The following is a 20,892-nucleotide window of genomic DNA, read 5'->3' on the forward strand; positions in this document are numbered from 1 at the left end:
TCAGTCGTCCCAGTTGACGTGGCCGTCGGTGACCTCGAGCACGTGCGGCAGCAGCTCCTCGTGGAACCGGAAGTAGCCCATCCAGACCGCACCGTCCGTGAGGCGGTGGTGGGCTTCGAGGCGGTCGGCCAGCCAGCAGAGCAGCTCGCCGGCCTTCTCGAACTCGTCCGGATGTATCTCCCGGCGGGACGTCAGCGCCCAGCTGGGCCGTCGGTCGTCGTCGCGACGCTCCAGCGCCGCGCAGAGCGCGCCGCCCACGTCCTGGGCCGGGCCGTGCCCGGCCAGCAGCGGCTCGGGCGCGTTCTCGACGGCGGGGTTCCCCGCGTCGTCGAGGACCACGACGGGGAACTCGCGGACGATGGTCAGCTGCTCCGGTTGCGGGCCGAGGCCGAGATGCCAGCGCAGCTCGGCCAGCTCCGGTTCGGAGAGTTCGTCGCGCAGGTCGGCGGTGACGATGAGTTCGAAGGTGTCGCTCATGTGCGGCAACGTAGCGGGCCGCACTGACAGCGTTCGGTGCGGCTACGTCGTCAGGGGGCGCTCACGGGTGGTCGCGCGGGGTTGCGGCGCAGGTGGGCGCCGATCCAGCCGCCGATCACGCCTGCCAGTGCGCCCCAGAGGGCGCCCAGGAGGACGCCGCGGAGGAGGTCGGGGATCAGGGTGACGCTGCCGGTCAGGGCCTTGGGGATGCCGGTGCCGCCGATCAGGTTGCCGAGCAGGCCGGAGATTCCGCCGGTGCCGCCGACGCCGAGGAGGGAGAGGCCGTAGGCGGCCGAGACCCGGGTGAGCAGGCCGACCAGCAGCATCGTCAGCGCCGTCGTCAGCCCCAGACCGACCGCGTGCCGCCACGCCGTCGTCCTGCCGCCGGTCCGGCCCATGGCGATGCCGCAGCAGAGCAGGGCAAGGCCCGCGAGGACCGGTAGCCACCAGACGCGGCCGTCCTGCTGGGCGAGCGTGCCGAGGCTGACCGTCCGGTCCTGGGTGCCCGCGGACCGGAGCACCTCCGACAGGACCTTCGGCATCGGCAGCCCGATCGTGGCGTTCAGGTGCCCGTGCCAGGTCGCCCCGAGGCCCAGGCCGAAGGCCAGCCAGGCGAGGTTGGGCAGGGCCAGCAGGATCACGGCGAAGGTGTCCCTGGCCGGGCCGTGCACCACGGCCGTCACGACCCCCGCGACCAGTGCGACCAGCACGTACCCGACCAGCAGCACCACCATCGCCGACACCGGCGGACGCACCGCGCCCTGGATCCGCAGCAGCCGCGCGGGCAGCGGCGCGGCGCGGGAGACCGCGAACGCGAGCAGCAGGACGACGGCCAGCCAGAGCAGCCCGTACCCGATGGCCGACCCGAAGTCGACCCGGAACCCGACCGTGGGCGAGGCCCCGAGCGCGCCGGTGATCTGGTCGGTGATCGAGTTCCCGGTCGAGACCACGAAGCTGTGCCGGGCGGCCCACGCCAGCAGCGCGACCGCGCCCGCCCACAGCGCGGCGGTCAACAGCACCCGGCCGAGCAGCTCCCGCCCCTGCACGGCGGCCTGCCGGTCCTGCCGGTCCTGCCCGTTCTGGTCGGCACGCCGGCGCAGCGGCCGTAGGAAGGCGTACCCCGCGACCAGGGCTCCGGCCAGGCTGAGCGACAGCGGCATCGCCGCCACGCCCGCGCTGCCGCTCGCGATGAACCCGGCCGACCCTTGCACGCTCGCCGGCGCGCCCAACGCCATCAGCATGGTCGCCGCGAGCACCGACCCGAACGAGTCCCCGGGCAGCGTGTTCGCCTTGGCCAGCCAGAGACCGAGTGCCCCGAGCACCCCCATGGCAAGCAGCGCGCAGACCACCACGCCGATGGCCGCGTTCCAGTTCCGCAGCAGGAGGAGGCCCAGGCCGGGCCTCGCTTCGTCGGAACGTCCGCCCGAACCCGGATGCATCGCGCCTCCCGGGACGCAGTGAAGCCGACCCCTCCTCCAGCCTCCGCCTCCCTCGTGGCGGGCGCGAGCGGTGACCGGCGCGGCGGGCCGCGGCCCGCGACCGAGAGCCGCTCGTGCCGGACCGCGCGCGCCGCTTCGTGCCGGATCGCGATCTCGTCGCCGAGCCCGGCGGCCGGGGTGCTGGACGGCGTCCAGGCACATGATCCGGCCGATGTTCCGGGCGGGGGCACGGGGAGGGCGGACTGACGCTGACGTGCCGTCAGGCTAGGCGACGGGTTCAGCCGCGCGGGTGGCGTCCTCGGGCTCCGACGGGTGGGTGTGCTGTTGGAGGCGCTCGCCCTCGATGTCGAGGTCGGGCAGGGTGCGGGCGAGCCACTTGGGGAGCCACCATGCGGCACGGCCGGTCAGGGCAAGGACCGCTGGGACGAAGGTCATCCGGATCACGAAGGCGTCGATCAGGACCCCGACCGCCAGGGCGAACGCGATCTGCTTGAGGATCATGCTGTCGGTGCCGAGGAAGGACGCGAACACCGAGATCATGATCAGTGCGGCGGCGGTGACGACTCGTCCGCTGTGCCGCGCGCCGCTGTGCACCGAACCGAGTGGGTCACGGCTGCGGACGTAGGCCTCGCGCATCCGGGAGACCAGGAAGACCTCGTAGTCCATCGCGAGCCCGAACAGCACCGCGAGCAGCAGGATCGGCAGGAAGCTGCTCACCGGGCCCGTCGTGTCCAGGCCGAAGAGGCCGCCCAGATGGCCGAGTTGGAAGACGCCGACGACCGCGCCGAGGGTCGCCCCGATCGACAGCAGGAAGCCCGCCGCGGCCTTGAGCGGCACCACCAACGAGCGGAACACGAGCAGCAGCAGGAGCAGCGAGAGTCCGACCACGACGGCCGTGAACGGCACCAGCGCGGCGTTGAGCTTGGCGGCGACGTCGATGCTGACGGCGGTGCTGCCGGTGACCTGGATGCTCGCGCCGGTCTGCTGCTGGATCGTGCCCTTGTCCGCGCGGATGGTGTTGACCAGCGTCTTCGTCGCCTCGTCGCTGGGCGCGCTCTTGGGGATCACCTGGATCAGGGAGGTGTGCGTCGCCGGGTTCGTGACCGGCTTGCCGACCGCGGCGACGTCGGGGAGCGTGCGCAGCGTCGTGGCGATCTGCTGGGTCGCGGCGGTCGGGTCGCTGCTCGCGCCGGTGTCGGCCAGGACGAGCAGTGGGCCGTTGAAGCCGGGGCCGAAGGCGGAGCTGATCTCGTCGTAGGCGACGCGCTGCGAAGAGCCCGCCGGGGCGGTGGAGTTGTCCGGCAGGGCCAGCCGCATGCTGTGCGCGGGCCAGGCCAGCGCGCCAAGTGCCGCGACGACGACGAGCAGGGTCAACAGCGGCTTGCGGGTGACCAGTCGGAACCAACGCTCGGCGGCGTTGGCCGACTTGGCCGACTTGGCGGGGGTGCCGGGGGTGCCGAGGTTGGCGGACGCGGTGTCGCGCTCGGCCGCGGCGATGGCCTGGTCGCGGCGGACCGCGCGCGAGCCAGGCTTCGGGGTGAGGCGGCGGCCGGCGAAGCCGAGGATCGCGGGCAGCAGGGTCGTCGCCACCAGCACGGCGGTGAGCACGGCGCCTGCGGCGGCCAGGCCCATCGCGGTCAGGAAGGGTATGCCGATCACGGTCAGCCCGGCCATGGCGATGACCACGGTCAGCCCGGCGAAGACCACGGCGCTGCCGGCCGTGCCGACGGCCAGTGCGGCCGACTCCTCCGGGTCCATGCCGTGGGCGAGTTGGGCACGGTGACGGCTGACGATGAAGAGCGCGTAGTCGATGCCGACGGCCAGCCCGATCATCAGGGCCAGGCTCTGCGCGGTGGACGAGATCGAGGCGACGCCGGTCAGCGAGAGCAGCCCGAAGATGGCGGTCGCCACCCCGAAGATCGCGGTCACCATCGGCACTCCGGCTGTCAGCAGCGAGCCGAAGGTGAGCGTGAGGATGAGCAGCGCGACGCCGACGCCGATCACGTCGGAGTTCGACTTCGACGGCGCGTTGCCGAACGCCGAGCCGCCGACGACGACATCGACGCTGCTGGCACCTGTGGCCGGGTTCGGGGAGGCGTGTGCGACCGCGGCGTCGACGGACGACTGGAGGCTGGTCAGCGCGTCCGACTGGAGGCCGCTCTGGGGCACCTCGTACTGGACCTGGGCCACGGCGGTGCTGCCGTCCGGCGAGACCGTGTGCGCCGCGAACGGGCTGATCACCTTGGCGACCTGCGGTGCGGACTGAGCGGCGGTCACCGCCGCGTCGATGGCGGCGGCGTCAGTGGGGTCGGTGACCTTCTGCCCGTTCGGCGCGGTGAAGACGAGTTGGGCGCTGGTGCCCGAGGAGGCCGGGAAGTCGGTCTTCATCCGGTCCAGCGCCTGCTGCGACTCGGAGCCCGGGATGGTGAAGGTGTTGTCGAACTTCCCGGACCCGCCGAAGGCCACGGTGCAGGCGACGACGGCGGCGACCGCCGCCAGCCAGAGCGCCAGCACGCTTCGTCGGTGCCGGAAGGCGAACCTGCCGAGACGGTGCAGGTAGGTGGGCATGAGGGTGCTCCGTGGTGCGTGCGTGCGTGTGGGCGCAGGCGGCGAGGGCACATGGGGCACCTTGGCCTGCCGACCTGGGCTGCCGAAGAAGTGGCAGTCCTGCCAAAATAGCAAAGTGGCAGAACTGCCAGAATCATCCCTGAGGCTGAGATGCCCGAGGCTGGGATACTCGTCCCGTGGACACGGCAGCGACCGCGCACGCGGCGGAGGAGACGGCGACCGAAGCGACGGCCGAAGTGACGACAGAGGCGACGACCGAGGCGACGTCCGAGCCCTTGGGCCGACGCGAGGAGAACAAGCGGCGCACCCACGAGGCGCTCGTCGAGGCCGCTGCGCAGCTGTTCCAGGAGCGCGGCTTCGCGGCGACGACGGTCCGCGACATCGCGGCGGCGGCCGGGGTGGGGGAGCGGACCTTCTTCCGCTACTTCCCCAGCAAGGAGAGCCTGGTCCTGCAGCAGGTCGTGGACCTGATCCCGCTGCTCGGGGCCGGGGTCCGCGCCCGCCCGGCGGACGAGCCCCCGCTGGTCGCGCTGCGTGAGGCACTGCTGGAGCTGGCCCGGCGGCACGAGACCAATCCGGCGATTCTGCTCGCCGTTCCCGGCCCGTTGCAGTTGGAGGCGCAGGGGCGCCTCGACGTCCCCGGCCGTGGCGACCGGTTCCTGCTCTACGACCTCGAAGAGGCCGTGGCCGCCGCGTTCCGGGAGCGGCTGGGGGCAGCGGAGGGAACGGGTACCGGGGTCGAGGGGGCTGCGTTTCGGGCGAGCGTGCTGAGCCGCGCGGGTGTGGGGGTGCTGCGGGCCGTGCGGCTCGCCTACGGGCGGCTCTCGGAGGCGGAGCGGGAGGCGGTCGACCCGGTCGAGTTGCTCCGGACCGGATTCGCCGCGCTGGAGGGCTGAACGGCTCGGGCGCTGATCGTCGGAGGCCGTCGGCGTGCGAAGCGTCCGATCCGGTAGGTCGCCCCCGCCCGGGGAGCGCCCAGGAAGCGCGCGTATGCTCGCTGGGACAGCGCGGTGTCCAGCAGCGCGGCGTACAGCAGGAGGATGTGCCGGTGGCCGGGGAGATGGTGATCCGGGCGGAGGCGCCTCCGCTGCGGACTGCGAGCGTGCTCGGGGTTCTCGTCGACGGCGAACGCGTGGGCGAGGTCAAGCAGGGCAGTCTGGCCCGCTTCCCGCTCGACGCCGGATCGCACACCGTGCGCGTCACGGCCAAGGGCGGTCGGTCCAACGACGTCGTGATCGAGATGCCCGAGGAGGGCGCGTACCGGGTGCAGGTCACCAGCACGGGCATGTCGCTGCTGGTCGGCATCCTGCCGTTCCTGTATGTGGTGTTCGGCTTCGTGCCGGGCCTGCTGATGCGCGTCGTCGCCCAGGGCGTCGTGGCCGAGGGAACTCCGTCGCAGGCTGCGGCCGAGGCCGTCGATCCGGGCGAGGCGGCTCCGAACGGCCTCTGGTGGCAGGCCGACCCAAAGCTGGCCAAGCGCTTCCAGAGCTGACGGCCGTCCCGACGGTGAGCCCGTAGCATCGGCGTATGGATCAGCGCCGGATGGATCACCGGGACGTCGACGCTGCGGTCGCCGAGATGCTGCGTGTGCTGGGGCCGCACACGTCCGAGGACTGGTCCGGCCCGGCGGGCACGCTCAGCTGGAGCTGCCGCGAGACGGCCGCGCATGTGGCACATGATCTGTTCGCCTACGCCTGCCAGTTGACGGCTCGTCCGGACGACGCCTACCTGCCGCTCGATCTGACGGTCCGTCCGTCCGCCTCCCTGACGGAGGTGTTGCAGGCGGTCTCGGCCTGCGGCGGGCTGCTGTCCGCCGCGTTGGCCGCAGCCCCGCCGGAGGCGCGGGCCTGGCACTGGGGTCCGACGGACCCGACCGGCTTCGCGGCCATGGGCGTGACCGAGACCCTGGTCCACACCCACGACATCACCACCGGTCTCGGCCTGGTCTGGGAGCCGCCCGCCGATGCCGCCGCAGCGGCCCTGATCAGGCTGTTCCCGGACGCGCCGAGCACCGCCGAGGGCGCGGTCACGCCGGGGCAGGCGCTGCTCTGGTGCACCGGGCGCACGACCCTTCCTGGCTTGCCGCGCCGGACCTCCTGGACCTGGCGGGCCGCCGTCGCGGAGGAGTGAGTGCCGTGACGGACTTCCGCGTACGCGCCGCCGGTGCGGGGGACCGCGCGTGGATCGCCGAGTTGCTCGGTGCGTGGTTGGTGACCACCAATGACAACCTCGACGCGCTGCGGTTCTACCAGCGACGTGGCCTGCGGATCGTCGGCGTTGCGCCGGGTGCGGTGGACGCGGCGCGGCGCTTCAAGCCGTCCATCCCGGTGACCGGCGAGTACGGCATCCCGCTGCGCGACGAGCTGACGCTCGAACTGCGCTGGTAGCGACCGCTCCTGGGGCTCACTGTGCCGCCGCCGCGTCGGTGGTACGGCCGCTGGTGCCTCCGCCGCTGGAAGGGTGGAACTGCGCGTACAGGACGGTCGCGTCGTCGTGGCGCTTGCCGCGGAACGAGCCTTCGGCCAGGTCGAGTTCGTGCTTGCGGACGGCGTCGACGAGATGGGACGGGCCGTCCGTGCCGAGCGCGTCGAGGAGTCCGGGCCAGGTCCAGCCGAAGCGGTCCACCAGGCGGCCGATGCCGTCGGAGAGCGCGGCCACGTCACGGACGCGGGAGAGGGAGTGGGAGGCGGTGACCGCCTGCTCCGCCGCCTCGGGGCGGGCCGAGGCGACCCAGAAGCCGCCGGGGGCGTTGCGCAGGCGGCTCACCGACTCCCGGTCGTAGGCGGGCAGATGGTCGATCCGGTCGTCGGCGTGGACCTCGACGCGGCCGTCCACGCCGCGGACCACGATCGGGGAGTCGGCCAGCACCAGGCAGTCCAGCCGGTCCGCGTCCGGGGCGACGCGGAGCAGTGCCACCGTCGCTGACGGACTGTCAGGGTTGTCGAGGTCGCACTGCGGATGCAGGTCCCGGGTGCGCAGGATCGCCTGGCGCAGCACCTCCGGCAGCGGCTCGTCCGGATGCGACAGCAGGAAGCCCGCCAGCTCCGCGCCCAGCCGCTGGACGAACCACGCCACGTCGTGGACGCAGCCGGTCGGCAGGCCACTGGCGGTTGCCCCGTCCAGCACGAGCGCGAACAGTGGTCCGGCGATGACGAAGTCCTCGTTGGCGGCGGTGTCCGGGCTCGGCTCGCAGGCGTAGCTGATCTGCACGGCGCTGGGGCTCCTTCAGGCTCTCTGTTGCGCGATCTCCGTCGGTGCTCTTCCCCGATCATGCCCGTCCTCACGTGTCCCGGCCCAGCGACACGGGCGCTGTGCCTAGGCTGTCGTGCATGGACCGCGACTTGGAGCACGGGCACGCGCACGGCACGCCGGCGAGCACCGCAGACCCCGGCGTCGACGGCATCGGGCCGAAGCGCCTCGACCCGCCCGCAGCCGCCGCGTTGCTGCGCCTGGCGGCGCGGGTGGAACGCGATCTGTTGGCCGCCGGTCTGGAGGCCAAGCCGTACGAGGTGACGCCCTCCACCCGCGCCGGGGCCGAGGTCGAGGTCGACGCGTTCGACGACGCGGTGGGTGGCGTGTGGCTGCACTGGCGGGTGCACCCGGACGTCGACGCGGAGACGGAGGCGGGCGGATCGGTCCGGATCGTCATGGCCGAGGCGCTGGTCCGCACGCTCGCCGCCCTCGGGTACCGCAGTGAGCACGGGCAGGACAGCCTGCGGCCGTACGCGGTCCGCGTGCTGTCGGGACCGCCGGAGGGGCAGGCCGGGGCCGGCCGGTAACGCGTTGCCGGAGTCGTGGGGCGTGTACTAACGTCGGTTCTGTGACTGCCGGGTCGGCCATGGGCCATGCACGAGACAGGCGCCCGGCAAGGGCGTGAGCGCAGGGTGGGCCAGGGGCCCACCGCTTCTTCGAGATCCCGTCCTTCGGGGCCCCTTTCTTCGGGCCCGTCCGAACTTCGATCCGGAGAGCACACTCTGATGACTGATCAATTCCCTGGCACCACCAGCACTGGCACCACCACGGTCCAGCTCAACCACACTGCGGTCCTGGCCAAGGACCGGCAGGTGTCCGCCGAGTTCCTGGCCGAGATCCTCGGCCTCACCGTCGGCGCGCCGTTCGGCCCGTTCCTGCCGATCGAGCTCGGCAACGGCGTCACGCTCGACTACTACGAGCTGCGCGACCAGCCCGTCCAGAGCCAGCACTACGCCTTCCTGGTGCCGGACGAGGCGTTCGACGGCATGATCGCCCGCCTGGAGGCGGCGCACGTGACCTACTACGGCGACCCCCAGCACACCCGGCCGGGCGAGCTCAGCGCCTACTTCGGCGGCCGTGGGGCGTACTTCGAGGACCCCGACGGCCACAACATGGAGATCCTGACCCGCCCCTACACCCGCTGAATCAGCCGGCCTCTCAGGCGGGAGCGACGACGCGCAGTCGCCTCACGCCGGGGTCCTCGGCCCCGCGCACGTGGCCGCCCGGCGTGGCGGCGGTGTCCCGCAGGAAGGCGACCAGTTCGGCGGTGACCACCTCGCCGGGCAGGACGTTGGGGATGCCGGGCGGGTAGGCGGCGAGGGTGGCCGCCGAGACCCGCCCGACGGCCTCGTCGGCCGGGACGGCGCGGCTGGGCGCGAAGAACGCCTCGCGCGGTGTCATCCGCATCTCGCCGGGAGCGGGGAGCTTGAGATGCTCACGCTCCTGGCGGGGTGCCGGCTGGGGCGGCAGCGCGTGCAACGCGTCGACGAAGCGGAGCGCGTCCGGAGCCGCGCCGGCCCCGACCACGGCGACGATCGCGGAGTCGGTGGCGACCTCGACCAGGACCTGATGGTCCGTCATGAGAAGCTGCTGCGCCTCGTGACCGGTGATGCCGCCGATGCGGGTGTCGACGGCCACGCGCAGCGGGTCGGCGGCGGCGATGTCGGGGAACTGGCCGAAGCCGTCGCCGACCACGGCGAAGCGTCCGCGCGCCCGTATCTGATCGCGCATCAGATCGGCCGCCCGCAGCGACGTCTCGACGAGTCCGGGGTCGGTCGCCAGGCGGCGGCGGGTCAGGTCCAGGGAGCCGATCAGCAGGGCGCTCTCGCTGGTGGACTGGGTGAGGTGGAACGCCCGGTCCAGCACGGGTTCGAGGGCGTCGGCGAACGGTCCGTCGCCGAGGTGGAGCATGGCCGACTGGGTCAGGCTGCCGCCGAGCTTGTGGGTGCTGGAGATCACCAGATCCGCGCCCAGGGCGAGGGCGTTCTGCGGGAGCGACGGATGGAATCCGAAGTGGGCTCCCCAGGCCTCGTCCACCACCAGCGGCACGCCGGCCGCGTGGGCGGCGTCGGCCAGGGCGCGGACGTCGGCCACCGCGCCGAAGTAACTGGGCGTCACCACATAGGCCGCAGCCGCGTCCGGGTGCTCGGCGAGGGCGACGGCCAGGTCGTGGGCGGTGACGCCGTGGGCGATGCCGAGGTCGTGGTCCACGCTCGGCTGGACGAAGGCGGCCCGGAAGCCGGACAGCACCAGCCCGTCCACGACGCTGGAGTGCACGCTGCGCTGCACGACCAGCGGCGCGTCCTCGGTGTGGCGGCTCAGCGCGCGGAGGGCGAGCACGGCGATGCGGTTGCCCTGGGACGCGCCGTTGGTGAGGAACCAGGTCCGTCGCGCGCCCCAGGCCTCGGCGGCGAGCCGCAGCGCCTGGCTGCGCGGGTTGTCCGCGCCCTTGTCGATCCCGTCGAGCAGCGGTGGGACGTCCAGGCGCAGTGGGGCGTCGCCGGTGAAGGCGGCGAGTTGCGCGAAGGCGTCCGGGTCGGCGGCGTGGCCGGGGACGTTGAGCCGGAGCCAGGGCGTGCGCGCGTGGGCGGTCAACGCGTCGGCGTACGGCGCGGCGGACTGGGCCAGGGGCTGGGCGAGGAGCTGGGCGATGGACAGGGTGCGGGCGCGGTTCTCGGTGGACACGGGTCGAGAATGACACCGAGTCATCGGCAGAGGAATACTGGAAAGATCTGCCTCCCTCCATAGAGAGTATGGTGATCGACGTGCTGGAACTGCGCCAGTTCCAGGTGCTGCGGGCGATCGCCCGCGAGGGCTCGCTCGCGGCGGCGGCACGGTCGCTGCACTACAGCCAGCCGACGATCGCGCACCATCTGGCGGCCATCGAGTCGCACTTCGGCGCCCCGCTGGTGCACCGAGGCCCGCGCGGCGTGCGGCTCACCGAGGCCGGACGGCTGGTACTGCCGCACGCGGAGGCCGTGCTCGGCCGGGTGGGGTTGGTCGAGCGGGAGGTGCGGGCCTTGGTCGAGCAGGGCGCGAGGTCGCTGCACGTCGGCACGTTCCCGACCGCAGGCGCACTCCTGCTGCCGCCCGCCGTACGGGAGTTGGCCCAGGAGGGCGTCAGGGTCCAGCTCGTGGAGGGGGAACTGCCCACGGTGGTCGAGGCGTTGCGCACCGGGGCCGTGCAGATCGCGCTGGTCTACTCCCAGCCGGGCGAACCGCTCGACCTGGGCGAGGAGTTCGCGCTGCACCACCTCCTCGACGACCCGCTGCTGCTCGCCCTGCCCGCGGACCATCCGCTGGCCGCTCTGGACCGCGTCCCGCTGGGGGAGCTGCGGGACGAGGGCTGGATCATGGGCGCGAGCGACTGGGATCCGTGCGACCGGGTGCTCAGCTGGGCCTGTGCGCAGGAGGGCTTCGAGCCCGTCCGGGTCATGCGCACCGACGACTACGGCATGCTCAAGGGCTTCGTCGCGGCGGGCACGGCGGTCGCCCTGATCCCGCGACTCGCGCTGACCGGACAGGAGTCGGCGCTGGACCTGGCCGTCCGCCCCGTCGCCGGGCCGGCGCTGGCGAGGCGGGTCAGCGTGGCGATGCTCCGCGCCACGGTCTCCGACGCCGCCGAGACGCTGCGCGAGGCCTTGAGCGTGCAGGCGCGGACGATCGAGGCGGCCTGGCGCGCGCATCCCCTCCGAACTCCGAACAGAGCGGTAGGGCGGTAACAGGGGGCGTCAGCCGCGCTTGTCGGCGGTGACCAGGTAGTAGTCGAGAATGCCCTGCTCGTAGGCGGCCAGGAAGTTGCGCGGCCAGGTGCCCGGGTCCCACCACCGCGAGAGCCAGCGGTCCCAGCCGGGCCAGACGTCCGCGCCGATCGACGTGGCGCGCACGTCGGTGAGCCCGGCCGCGGTGGCGGCGTCGGTGAGGGCGGTGACCGGGTGGGCGATGTCCAGGCCGTTGGCGAAGGTGTCCAGCAGCGCGGCGAGCTCCGCCGGGCGGCCGGGGGCGGCGTCGGTGGTGAAGAAGCTGGTCACGGCCATCCGACCGCCTGGTCGAAGCACCCGTGCGGTCTCCCGCGCGAACGCGGTGAGGTCCGGGAAGTGCTGGGCGGCCTCGACGCTGACGACGGCGTCGAACCCGCCGTCCGGTAGCGGCATGCGCTCCGCTGCTCCCTGGACGAACCGCAGCGGTCGGGGCCCGTCATGCCGGGGATTGCCGTCGAGCGGCTCGCCCCGCAGCAGCTCGGCCTGTGCGGCGCGGGCGCGGGTCAGCTGGTCGGGGTGGATGTCCATCCCGGTGACCGTTGCGCCGTCGTGTTCACGCACGGTCAGCGCGCAGCCCGTGCCGAGCCCGCAGCCGACCTCGAGGACCGTCGGCGCCTTGGGCAGCGCGGCGGCGTCGAGGACGAGTCGGTAGAGGTCTTTCTGGCTGCGGATCCGGTCGGTCTCGGTGAGCGGGCGGTCGGGGGTGAGGTTGATGCCGTGCCAGTGGCCGAAGTTGATGAAGCCTCCCGCGAAGATCGGGAGATTGCCCAGGTCGACGGGGCCGTAGGTCTCGCGTACCGCCGGACGCATGGAGGGAGCGTCCTGCTGCGTGTCGGTGGCTGCGTCCGCTGCGTCTGTCATGGACACCGACTGTACGCCCGGCGTCGCTCAGTGTGGCGCAGGCGAGGGGCGTGCGCGGCGGCGCGCGTCATTGGAGGAAGCAATATTAAACAAAGTGTTGACGCAAGGTTCTTTGGAGGCTTAGCTAGGCGACAAGCAAAAGCAGCGAAGCCGGTCGTGCCACCCACACACGGTTTTTGCTGCGCGGGCACTGACGCACCGTCAGCCGCATTTCGGCCCGGCCTCTGCCGCCGAGGCCGTTTCGCACCACCATCATCGCACCGCGCCGCCCTTCCGCTCCTGTGTGCCGGAAGGCACGCCGAGCCTGGAGGGTGAATTCCGCATGCCCGCACAACCCCGGTCGCACGACCCACAGCCAGGGAAGAGTCCGGAAATCGGACAAGGTAAAGAGGACGGGCAGGCCGAGGAAAACAATTCTCACCTCGATATCGCCGTCCATCCGGTCGACGAGAGGCTTTCCTTCCGGAAGATGGTCCCCGCCGCGTTGCAGCACATCGCGGCCATGTACGCCGGAGTTGTCGCGCCGCCGCTGATCGTCGGCCCGGCCTGCGGTCTGAACGCGCGGGACGAGACCTTCCTGATCGCGGCGAGTCTGCTGATCGCGGGTGCGGCCACGCTGTTGCAGACGCTCGGGGTGAAGAACCTGGTGGGCAACCGCCTGCCGTTCGTCAACGCAGCGTCCTCGGCCGGGATCGGGCCGATGCTGGCGATCGCCGAGCAGAACCACGGCGCCCACCGGCTGCCCAGCATCCTGGGCGCGGTCATGATCGCGGGTGTCTTCTGCCTGCTGGTCGGACCGTTCTTCGGGCGGCTGATGCGGTTCTTCCCGCACCAGGTCATCGGCGTGGTGATCACGCTGATCGGCGTCACGCTGATGCCGGTCCCGGTGGAGTGGGCGCGCGGCGGCAGCGCGAGCGTGCCCGGCTTCAACTCGCCGAGCAATCTGGCGCTGGCCGCGTTCACGCTGATCGTCATCGTCACCATGCAGCGGTTCTTCACCGGCTTCCTCAAGCAGATCGCGCTGCTGCTCGGCATGGTGATCGGCACGCTCGCCGCGATCCCGCTCGGCAAGGTGGACACCCACTCGTTCACCACGGCCGCCACCTTCGCGCTGCCGACGCCGTTCCGCTTCGGGACACCCGAGTTCCAGCCCGCGGCGATCGTCTCCATGATCATCGTCATGCTGGTCCTGATGACCGAGAGCTCCGCCGGCATGCTCGCCATCGGGGAGATCTGCGACCGCCCGGTCGACCGCGCCACCATCACCCGCGGGCTGCGCACCGACGGTGTGGCCACCTTCCTCGGCTCGATGTTCGGCTCCTGCGCGACCAGTGCGTTCGCCCAGAACGTGGGAGTCGTGTCGCTGACGCGCGTGCGCAGCCGTTACGTCGTCGCCATGGCGGGCGCGGTGCTGGTCACGCTCGGGCTGTTCCCCAAGCTGGGCGCGGCGGTCTCGCTGGTGCCGATGCCGGTGCTGGGCGGTGCGGGGATCGTGCTCTTCGGGACGATCGCGGTCAGCGGCATCCGTGCGCTCGTCAAGATCAACCTGGACGACGCGCCCAACATCGTCATCATCGCGGTCTCCCTGGCCGTCGGCGTCATTCCCTTGGCCGCGCCGGACGTCTACGACGCCCAGGGGCACCTGGTCACCCCGGGGATCTACCACGACTTCCCGTCGTGGGCGCAGACCATCCTCGGCAGCGGCATCAGCTCGGGCGCGCTGACCGCCGTCGCGCTCAACCTGCTCTTCCACCACGTGGGCGCGCGCCGTCGGCGCAGCCTCGAACAGGCAGCCCTGCTGCGGTAGCTGGAGCCCCGGCTCGCACCAGCAGGGCACCGCGCCGCCCGGCCTGACTCCCCTCCCCAGGCCGGGCGGCGCCCTTGTGTCGGGTGCGCGTTCTTGATCGAATGCGGGATGACTTCGATCTGGATCGGTGAACGGGTACGGCTGCGCGGGATCGAGCCCGAGGACGGGGGCGAACTGATGCGCATCGCCCAGGACGAGGAGGGGCTCGGGGATCTGATCGGCCCGCCGCGCTCCGCCGAGCACTTCCGTGGGCGGGCGAGGGAGGAGGCGGCGACCTCGCCGGACGCCGAGCGGTTCCCGCTCGCGATCGAGGCGGTCGACGGTGGAGCACTGGTCGGGGTCATCGGGGTGCACCAGGCCGATCCGCGGGCCGGATGGTTCGAATACGGCATCAGCGTCGCCGCGGCGCACCGCGGGAAGGGCTACGCCGGGGAGGCCGCCGTTCTGCTGCTCCGCTTCATGTTCGGCGAGCGGCGCTACCACCGGTGCGAGGCACGGGTGTTCGCGCACAACGAGGCCTCGCTGGCGCTCCAGCGGCGGCTGGGCTTCGTCGAGGAAGGGCGTATGCGGGACCGGGTGTTCCAGGGTGGGCGGCACGGCGACCTGGTGGTGCTGGGTCTGCTTGCCCACGAGTTCGCCGAGCGGTGGCCGCGCTGACCCCGCTGACCCGTCCGTCCTCGCTGTCCTCGACGTCCTGTCACCCGAGTGGCCGATCGCACACGTCCTCAGCTGGTCGTGTACTGACCGTCAAGGTTCACACTGGTGGCGGCAGCTGACGCGGCCCAAGCGGGGCGCGCGTGGTTGCTATCTCAGATCTGAGATAGTGTGACCCGTGTGACAGATGACTACCTCGTCCGTATCGGCAAGCTCATCCGTACCGCGCGCCAGCACAAGGGGTTGACCCAGGCGCAGCTGGCAGAAGCACTGACCACCAGTCAGAGCGCGGTCGTGCGGATGGAGCGCGGCCAGCAGAATCTCAGTCTTGAGATGATTGCCCGGATCGGCGACGCCCTGGACAGTGAGATCGTCTCGCTCGGCTACGCCGGGCCGATGCACCTGCGCGTCACCGGCGGACGCCGGCTGACCGGGTCCATCGACGTGCGCACCAGCAAGAACGCCGGAGTCGCGCTGCTCTGCGCGTCCCTGCTCACGACCGGCAAGACGACGCTGCGCCGGGTGGCCCGGATCGAGGAGATCTTCCGGATCCTGGAGGTGCTCACCAGCATCGGTGTCAAGGCCCGCTGGATCAACGACGGCACCGACCTGGAGCTGACCCCGCCGTCCCGGCTCGACCTGGACGCGATGGACGCCGACGCCGCCCGCCGCACCCGCAGCGCGCTGATGCTGCTCGGCCCGCTGATGCACCTGGAGTCGCACTTCAAGCTTCCCTACGCGGGCGGCTGCGACCTCGGCACCCGGACCGTCGGCCCGCACCTGGCCGCGCTGCGCCAGTTCGGCCTGCGGGTCAACGCCACCGACGGGCACTACCACGCCGACGTCGAGGCGGGCGTCGTGCCGACCCGGGCCATCGTGCTGACCGAGCGCGGGGACACCGTCACCGAGAACGTGCTGCTGGCGGCGGCCCGGCACCCCGGCGTCACGGTGATCCGCAACGCCAGCCCCAACTACATGGTCCAGGACCTCTGCTTCTACCTGGAGCGCCTCGGCGTCAAGGTCGAGGGCGTCGGCACCACGACGCTGACCGTGCACGGCGTCGAGCGGATCGACTGCGACGTCGACTACGCGCCCGCAGAGGACCCGGTCGAGGCGATGAGCCTGCTTGCCGCCGCCGTGGTGACCTCCTCCGAGCTGACGATCCGTCGGGTTCCGATCGAGTTCCTGGAGATCGAGCTCACCGTCCTGGAGGAGATGGGCCTCGACTACGACCGCGGCGACGAGTACCTGGCCCGCAACGGCCGCACCCGGCTGACCGACCTGACGGTCCGTCCGTCCAAGCTGACCGCCCCGGCGGACAAGATCCACCCGATGCCGTTCCCCGGCATCAACATCGACAACGTGCCGTTCTTCGCCGCGATCGCGGCGGTCGCGCACGGGGACACCCTGATCCACGACTGGGTCTACGACAACCGCGCCATCTACCTGACCGAGCTGGGCAGGCTCGGCGCGGACGTCAAGCTGCTCGACCCGCACCGGGTGCTGGTCCAGGGCCCGACCACGCGGTGGCGCGCGTCCGAGATGATGTGCCCGCCCGCGCTGCGCCCGGCGGTCGTCGTGCTGCTCGCGATGCTGGCGGCGGAGGGGACCTCGGTGCTGCGCAACGTCTATGTGATCAACCGCGGTTACGAGGACCTTGCGGACCGGCTCAACTCGATCGGCGCGCGGATCGAGACCTTCCGCGACATCTGATTCGATCGCTTGGTTCGATCGCTGGGGCGATCAGATGATCACTCGCTCGGGTCGGCCGCCGACCATTCGATCAGCGGTGGCACGACCCGGGCGCAGAGCGGGTTGCCCTTGGGGTCGGTGAGGGGGAGTCGGCCGACCAACGCGCCGCGGCGCAGTGCATCGGCGAGCACGTCGGCCGGGACGCCGCTCAGCATGATCTTCGCGCGCCGGAACAGCTTCGGCGGCTGCGGGTCCGGCATTCGGTCGACCCAGGAGAGGTAGACGAACCGCCCGCCGAGCCGGTTCTGGATGTAGGGGCCGGAGATCTCGCCAGACGGCGTGACCTTGCACGGCAGCGTCCAGGAGGCCGACGGCGCGTCACCCGGTTGCAGGTCGAGCAGTTCGGCCGGGCGGTCCCGGCGTTGGACGGCGACGTGGATGTCGTGCGCGCCCGGGAAGTCGGGGCCGACACCGCATGAGCGGCCGGGGAGGGTGTGGCCCTCGATGCGCAGTTGGAGAGAAGTGCGGGGACCCGAGGAGTCACTCATCGCGTGCTTCCCGGGTTCGGTGACCAGAGCGGGAGGGCGAGGTCGAGGCCCTCGCCGTCGTCGCCCGTCCGGGCCAGCGCCTTGGCGACCGGGTCGGGCAGTGGCCAGTGGCCGAGCAGTCCGCCGACCGTGAGCGCCGTCAGCCGGTGCCAGGCGTTGGCACGCCGCAGCATGGCGTGGTCGCTGCCGGGGATGACGCAGCGCGCCACCGACGCGCCCGCCGCACGCGCCCGCCGGGCGAGGTCGAGCGACTCGTCCGGCGGCGTGGTGCGGTCCACGTCGGAGTGGATGATGACGATCCGTCGGTCCGCGAGCTGTTCGACCGGCTCGCCGTGCGGGCACCACGGTGCCAGCGCGACGATCCCCGCCACCGACGGATGGCCGCCGACGCGCAGCGCCGCGCGCCCGCCCATGGAGTGGCCGAGCAGGATCACCGGCGTGGCCGCGCCGACGTCGCGGACTGCCAGTTCCAGCGCCCGCTCCGCGTCGACTGCGGCCTCCGCACGTGTGCCGTTCCAGCCCCGGTGCCGGTAGCGGACCTCGGCGACGGCGATCGTCTCGCCGAACGGCGCCCGCCGCACCGCGCGTTCGAACGGGCGCAGGCGCTGGATCGGCGGGTTCAGCCACGACGGCGGACGCTCGTCATGCTCCTCGCCGCCGTGCATGGCGAGCAGCACGGCGCCCGGTCGAGCCGGTCGTTCACGCCAGACGAGGGTCACCGAGGACTCCGCAACCGAGAGAAGAGGCAGGGACAGTTGAGGGGAGCCTACTTCGCCAGGCGGCCCATCAGCATCGAGGCACAGGTGACGCCCAGCGCGGTGGCCAGTGCCAGCACTCCGAAGTCCGTCAGCAGGTGGGCGGGCGTGCCCAGCAGCAGGCCCCGCAGCGCGTCGACCTCGTAGCTGAGCGGGTTGGCGCGGCTGATCGGCTGCAGCCAGCCCGGCATCACCGAGACCGGGTAGAGGGCGTTGGAGCTGAAGAAGAGCGGCATGGTGATCGCCTGCCCGATGCCCATCAGCCGGTCGCGGGTGCGGACGATCCCGGCGATGGTCATGGAGAGGCAGGAGAAGAACGCCGAGCCGAGGATGACCACGGCCGCGACGCCGATCAGCTTCAGCGGGTTCCAGGTCAGCGCGACGCCGAGGACGGCGGCGATCAGGATCACCACGACCGCCTGGACGACGGCCTTCACCCCGGCCGCGAAGGCCTTGCCGGTGACCAGCGCGGCCCGTGGCGTCGGCGTGACCAGCAGCTTGGTGAGCACGCCGGAGTCGCGCTCCCAGATGATCATGATGCCGTAGAAGATGGCGATGAACATCGCCGACTGGGCGATGATCCCCGGTGCCAGGTAGTCCAGGTAGGGGATGCCGCCGGTAGGGATCGCCCGGATGTGGGTGAAGGTCTCGCCGTAGATCAGCAGCCAGAGGGCCGGCTGGACGGCGCGGGTGTAGAGCTCGCTCCGGTCGTGCCGCAGCTTCTGCAGCTCGACCATGCACATCGCCCCCACCCGGGCGAGCAGCAGTCGCCAGGCCCGCCGCGCGGGCGGCGGGGTGAGCAGCAGGCTGAGCTCAGCGGACGCGGTTCGCGGCGGCGCGGGTGCGACGGACATCCTTGAAGTTCCCTCCCTCGTCGGTGCGTTCGCCGCCCACCAGGCCGGCTCCGGCATGGTGGCGGAACACGTCTTCCAGGCTCACCCGGTCCAGGTCCGCGTCGGTCTCGGCGGCCAGGTCGGCGCGCAGCTGCTCGGGCGTGCCCTCGGCGCGGATCGTGCCCTTGTGCATCAGGGCGATCCGGTCGCAGTGCTCGTTGGCCTCGTCCATGTAGTGCGTGGTGACCAGCACGGTCATGCCGGTCGCGGCACGGACCTGGCCGATGCACTCCCAGACGCTGGCGCGGGCCAGCGGGTCAAGGCCGATCGTCGGCTCGTCCAGGATCAGCAACTTCGGTGCGCTGACCAGGGCCTGGGCGAGTTCGAGGCGACGGACCATGCCGCCGGAGTAGGTGGCGGCCAGCCGGTCGGCGACGTCCAGCAGGTCGACGGCGCTCAGCGCCTCGGCGACGCGGGCGCGGCGCTCGGAGCGGGAGACGTCGAAGACGCGGGCGAAAAGCTCGACGTTCTCACGGCCCGTCAGGCCGCCGTCGGCGGAGAGCTGTTGCGGCACGTAGCCGAGCATCCGGCGGACCCGCATCTTCTGGGTCGCGCAGTCGAGGCCGAAGACCTCGATCTTCCCGGCCGGGACCGGCAGCAGCGTGGTGATCGCGCGGATCGCCGTCGTCTTGCCCGCGCCGTTCGGACCGAGCAGCCCGAAGGCCTCGCCCTGGCCGACCTGCAGGTCGATGTGGTCGACGGCCTTGGTGGTGCCGAAGGAGTAGTCGAGTCCCGTGCAGCGCAGGGCCGGTGGCACGGCACCGGCCGCCGGGTCGGGCGGGGGTATCGGCCCCTGCTCGGGAAGGGTGGTCGCGGTCTCGGTCATGGCGCGCTCTCCTCACGCAGTCCCTCGGCCAGGCGGCGCAGCGCGGGCAGCGCCGCCGTGAGCGCCTGGTGGTCCGAGTCGTCCAGGCGGTCCAGCTGCTCGGTCAACACCGCACCGCGCCGCCGGTCCCAGTCGGTCAGGCGGACGACCGCCTCCGGCTCGGGGTGCAGCAGTGCCGCGCGCCCGTCCTGCGGGTCGGGCTCGCGGCGCAGCAGACCGGCCTTGACCAGCTGGTTGACGAGTGTGGACACCGAGTTGCCCGCGAGGAACAGCTCCTGGGCGGCCTCGCTCACGCGCAGGCCAGGACGTGCGACGACCAGGCGCAGCAGTTCGGTCTGCGCCCCGCGCAGCCGCGGGTGCGGCGTCTGGGACTGGAGCCTGCGCCGGACCTGCCGCTGGATCGCGGGCAGCAGCTCTGCCAGTTCGGCGATGGGATCTTCGATGGTCACGCTTCAATTACCTCTCAGTGAGAGGCAAATGTCCAGAGGCTGGGGAGCTGAAGATCGTAAGAGCGGATCGTAAGAGCCTGGCGGCGGGTTGACTGGCCGTGCGGAGACTGTGTGACCACCTGTGTGACCGCTCGCGCGGCGACTGCGCCACCGCCTATGCGACCGCCGCGCCCGCCCGGTCGGCGGCGATGTGCACGGCGAGGGCGGCCAGCACGGTGCCCATCACGTAGCGCTGGACGCGAAGCCAGGCCGGCCGCCGGACGAAGAACGCGGCGATGGCGCCCGCGCCGAGCGCGATCAGGCCGTTGACCGTGATCGCGATGGCGATCTGGGTCAGGCCCAACACCAGGCTCTGCTCGGGGACGTGGCCGCGGGACGGGTCCACGAACTGCGGGAGCAGCGAGATGTAGAGGATCGCCAGCTTGGGGTTGAGCAGGCAGGTCAGGAAGCCCATCCCGTAGAGGCGGCGCGGCGGGTCGGCGGGCAGGTCCTGGGGCGCGAAGACGGCAGTGCCGCCCGGACGGACCGCGCTCCAGGCCAGCCAGAGCAGATAGGCGGCGCCCGCCAGCTTGATCGCGGTGTAGAGGAGCGGGACGACGGCGAAGACCGTGGCGATCCCTGCCGTCACGGCGGCCAGGTAGACGAAGAAGGCGGTGCCGACCCCGGCCAGCGATACCAGCGCGGCGTGACGGCCCTGGGTGATCGAGCGGGAGACCAGGTAGATCATGTTCGGTCCGGGGGTGAGCACCAGGCCCAGGGCCACTGCGGAGATGCCGAGTTCGGCGTGGAGGGTGACGGCGTGCAAGGCGGCGACTGCGTCCATGGCCCGAGGCTAGGGTGGGGCGAGAGCTCGGTGCAATAATTATCTTGCCCTCGGTGCAATAGTGGCTGATTGTGCCGCGTGTGCCGC

The 20,892-nt window shown here is 71.9% G+C and carries 23 protein-coding genes; 10 read left to right on the forward strand and 13 right to left on the reverse strand.

From position 1 onward, the window contains the following. The 3 genes from I2501_RS35835 to I2501_RS35845 form a co-directional block, all read right to left on the reverse strand. Positions 1–477, reverse strand: a complete 477-nt coding sequence (locus I2501_RS35835; protein WP_196194070.1) for a hypothetical protein — start codon at positions 475–477, stop codon at positions 1–3. 50 nt (positions 478–527) lie between these two features. Then, complete coding sequence (locus I2501_RS35840) at positions 528–1,916, reverse strand: streptophobe family protein (protein ID WP_215909532.1); 1,389 nt, start codon at positions 1,914–1,916, stop codon at positions 528–530. A gap of 264 nt (positions 1,917–2,180) precedes the next feature. Beyond that, the gene (locus I2501_RS35845) at positions 2,181–4,484 is read right to left on the reverse strand and encodes an MMPL family transporter (protein ID WP_196194071.1); all 2,304 of its coding nucleotides are present in this window, start codon (positions 4,482–4,484) and stop codon (positions 2,181–2,183) included. A 176-nt stretch (positions 4,485–4,660) separates the two neighbouring features. On the opposite strand from I2501_RS35845, the gene I2501_RS35850 reads away from it, so the two are divergent. The 4 genes from I2501_RS35850 (at position 4,661) to I2501_RS35865 (ending at position 6,871) form a co-directional block, all read left to right on the forward strand. Next, the gene (locus tag I2501_RS35850; protein WP_196194072.1) at positions 4,661–5,380 is read left to right on the forward strand and encodes a TetR family transcriptional regulator; all 720 of its coding nucleotides are present in this window, start codon (positions 4,661–4,663) and stop codon (positions 5,378–5,380) included. A 152-nt stretch (positions 5,381–5,532) separates the two neighbouring features. After that, positions 5,533–5,976, forward strand: coding sequence for a hypothetical protein (locus I2501_RS35855; protein WP_196194073.1), 444 nt, complete (start codon positions 5,533–5,535; stop codon positions 5,974–5,976). 35 nt (positions 5,977–6,011) lie between these two features. Continuing rightward, complete coding sequence (locus I2501_RS35860; RefSeq protein WP_236046169.1) at positions 6,012–6,614, forward strand: maleylpyruvate isomerase N-terminal domain-containing protein; 603 nt, start codon at positions 6,012–6,014, stop codon at positions 6,612–6,614. A 5-nt stretch (positions 6,615–6,619) separates the two neighbouring features. Next, positions 6,620–6,871 (forward strand): hypothetical protein, encoded by a 252-nt coding sequence (locus tag I2501_RS35865; protein WP_215909533.1) that lies wholly within the window; start codon positions 6,620–6,622, stop codon positions 6,869–6,871. Between the two features lie 16 nt (positions 6,872–6,887). Here the strand turns inward: I2501_RS35865 and I2501_RS35870 are convergent, their stop codons facing one another. After that, entirely contained in the window at positions 6,888–7,694 is an 807-nt protein-coding gene (locus I2501_RS35870) for a protein phosphatase 2C domain-containing protein (RefSeq protein WP_196194074.1), read from the reverse strand. A gap of 119 nt (positions 7,695–7,813) precedes the next feature. Here I2501_RS35870 and I2501_RS35875 point away from each other — a divergent pair, with 119 nt between their 5' ends. After that, the gene (locus I2501_RS35875; RefSeq protein WP_196194075.1) at positions 7,814–8,263 is read left to right on the forward strand and encodes a hypothetical protein; all 450 of its coding nucleotides are present in this window, start codon (positions 7,814–7,816) and stop codon (positions 8,261–8,263) included. A gap of 198 nt (positions 8,264–8,461) precedes the next feature. Further along, positions 8,462–8,881, forward strand: a complete 420-nt coding sequence (locus I2501_RS35880; protein WP_196194076.1) for a VOC family protein — start codon at positions 8,462–8,464, stop codon at positions 8,879–8,881. 13 nt (positions 8,882–8,894) lie between these two features. On the opposite strand, the gene I2501_RS35885 is transcribed toward I2501_RS35880, so the two are convergent. Further along, entirely contained in the window at positions 8,895–10,421 is a 1,527-nt protein-coding gene (locus I2501_RS35885) for an aminotransferase class I/II-fold pyridoxal phosphate-dependent enzyme (RefSeq protein WP_328806344.1), read from the reverse strand. Positions 10,422–10,489: 68 nt separating this feature from the next. Between I2501_RS35885 and I2501_RS35890 the strand changes: the two genes are divergently transcribed. Beyond that, positions 10,490–11,458: a LysR family transcriptional regulator gene (locus tag I2501_RS35890; protein WP_215909534.1), complete on the forward strand. Its 969-nt coding sequence runs from the start codon at positions 10,490–10,492 to the stop codon at positions 11,456–11,458. A 9-nt stretch (positions 11,459–11,467) separates the two neighbouring features. Here the strand turns inward: I2501_RS35890 and I2501_RS35895 are convergent, their stop codons facing one another. Both I2501_RS35895 and I2501_RS35900 read right to left on the reverse strand, forming a co-directional pair. Further along, positions 11,468–12,358: a class I SAM-dependent methyltransferase gene (locus I2501_RS35895; protein WP_236046170.1), complete on the reverse strand. Its 891-nt coding sequence runs from the start codon at positions 12,356–12,358 to the stop codon at positions 11,468–11,470. Positions 12,359–12,482: 124 nt separating this feature from the next. Next, positions 12,483–12,797 carry a hypothetical protein gene (locus I2501_RS35900; protein ID WP_196194182.1) on the reverse strand — a complete coding sequence of 105 codons (315 nt, stop codon included), beginning with the start codon at positions 12,795–12,797 and terminating at the stop codon, positions 12,483–12,485. Here I2501_RS35900 and I2501_RS35905 point away from each other — a divergent pair. The 3 genes from I2501_RS35905 (at position 12,732) to I2501_RS35915 (ending at position 16,532) form a co-directional block, all read left to right on the forward strand. Beyond that, positions 12,732–14,165 carry a uracil-xanthine permease family protein gene (locus I2501_RS35905; protein ID WP_328806350.1) on the forward strand — a complete coding sequence of 478 codons (1,434 nt, stop codon included), beginning with the start codon at positions 12,732–12,734 and terminating at the stop codon, positions 14,163–14,165. The two genes, I2501_RS35900 and I2501_RS35905, sit on opposite strands and share 66 nt — an antisense overlap. Before the next feature lie 108 nt (positions 14,166–14,273). After that, complete coding sequence (locus I2501_RS35910; protein ID WP_196194079.1) at positions 14,274–14,822, forward strand: GNAT family N-acetyltransferase; 549 nt, start codon at positions 14,274–14,276, stop codon at positions 14,820–14,822. Positions 14,823–14,999: 177 nt separating this feature from the next. Continuing rightward, complete coding sequence (locus tag I2501_RS35915) at positions 15,000–16,532, forward strand: helix-turn-helix domain-containing protein (RefSeq protein WP_196194080.1); 1,533 nt, start codon at positions 15,000–15,002, stop codon at positions 16,530–16,532. Between the two features lie 38 nt (positions 16,533–16,570). Here the strand turns inward: I2501_RS35915 and I2501_RS35920 are convergent, their stop codons facing one another. The 6 genes from I2501_RS35920 to I2501_RS35945 form a co-directional block, all read right to left on the reverse strand. Beyond that, a complete protein-coding gene (locus I2501_RS35920; RefSeq protein ID WP_196194081.1) occupies positions 16,571–17,059 on the reverse strand; it encodes a DUF5990 family protein in 489 nt (162 codons plus the stop codon). Further along, the gene (locus tag I2501_RS35925; RefSeq protein WP_328806345.1) at positions 17,056–17,778 is read right to left on the reverse strand and encodes an alpha/beta hydrolase; all 723 of its coding nucleotides are present in this window, start codon (positions 17,776–17,778) and stop codon (positions 17,056–17,058) included. Before I2501_RS35925 ends, I2501_RS35920 begins: the two co-directional genes overlap by 4 nt. Before the next feature lie 47 nt (positions 17,779–17,825). Then, complete coding sequence (locus I2501_RS35930; protein ID WP_196194082.1) at positions 17,826–18,668, reverse strand: ABC transporter permease; 843 nt, start codon at positions 18,666–18,668, stop codon at positions 17,826–17,828. Further along, on the reverse strand, positions 18,628–19,533 hold the full coding sequence (locus I2501_RS35935) for an ABC transporter ATP-binding protein (RefSeq protein ID WP_196194083.1): 906 nt from the start codon (positions 19,531–19,533) through the stop codon (positions 18,628–18,630). The genes I2501_RS35930 and I2501_RS35935 overlap by 41 nt, the downstream gene beginning before the upstream one ends. After that, positions 19,530–19,982, reverse strand: a complete 453-nt coding sequence (locus I2501_RS35940; RefSeq protein WP_196194084.1) for a MarR family winged helix-turn-helix transcriptional regulator — start codon at positions 19,980–19,982, stop codon at positions 19,530–19,532. Before I2501_RS35940 ends, I2501_RS35935 begins: the two co-directional genes overlap by 4 nt. Positions 19,983–20,136: 154 nt before the next feature. Then, positions 20,137–20,805, reverse strand: coding sequence for a LysE family translocator (locus I2501_RS35945; RefSeq protein WP_196194085.1), 669 nt, complete (start codon positions 20,803–20,805; stop codon positions 20,137–20,139). Positions 20,806–20,892 lie beyond the last annotated feature (87 nt).

Origin of the sequence: Streptacidiphilus fuscans, from assembly GCF_015690355.1 — a bacterium.
GTDB lineage: Bacteria > Actinomycetota > Actinomycetes > Streptomycetales > Streptomycetaceae > Streptacidiphilus > Streptacidiphilus fuscans.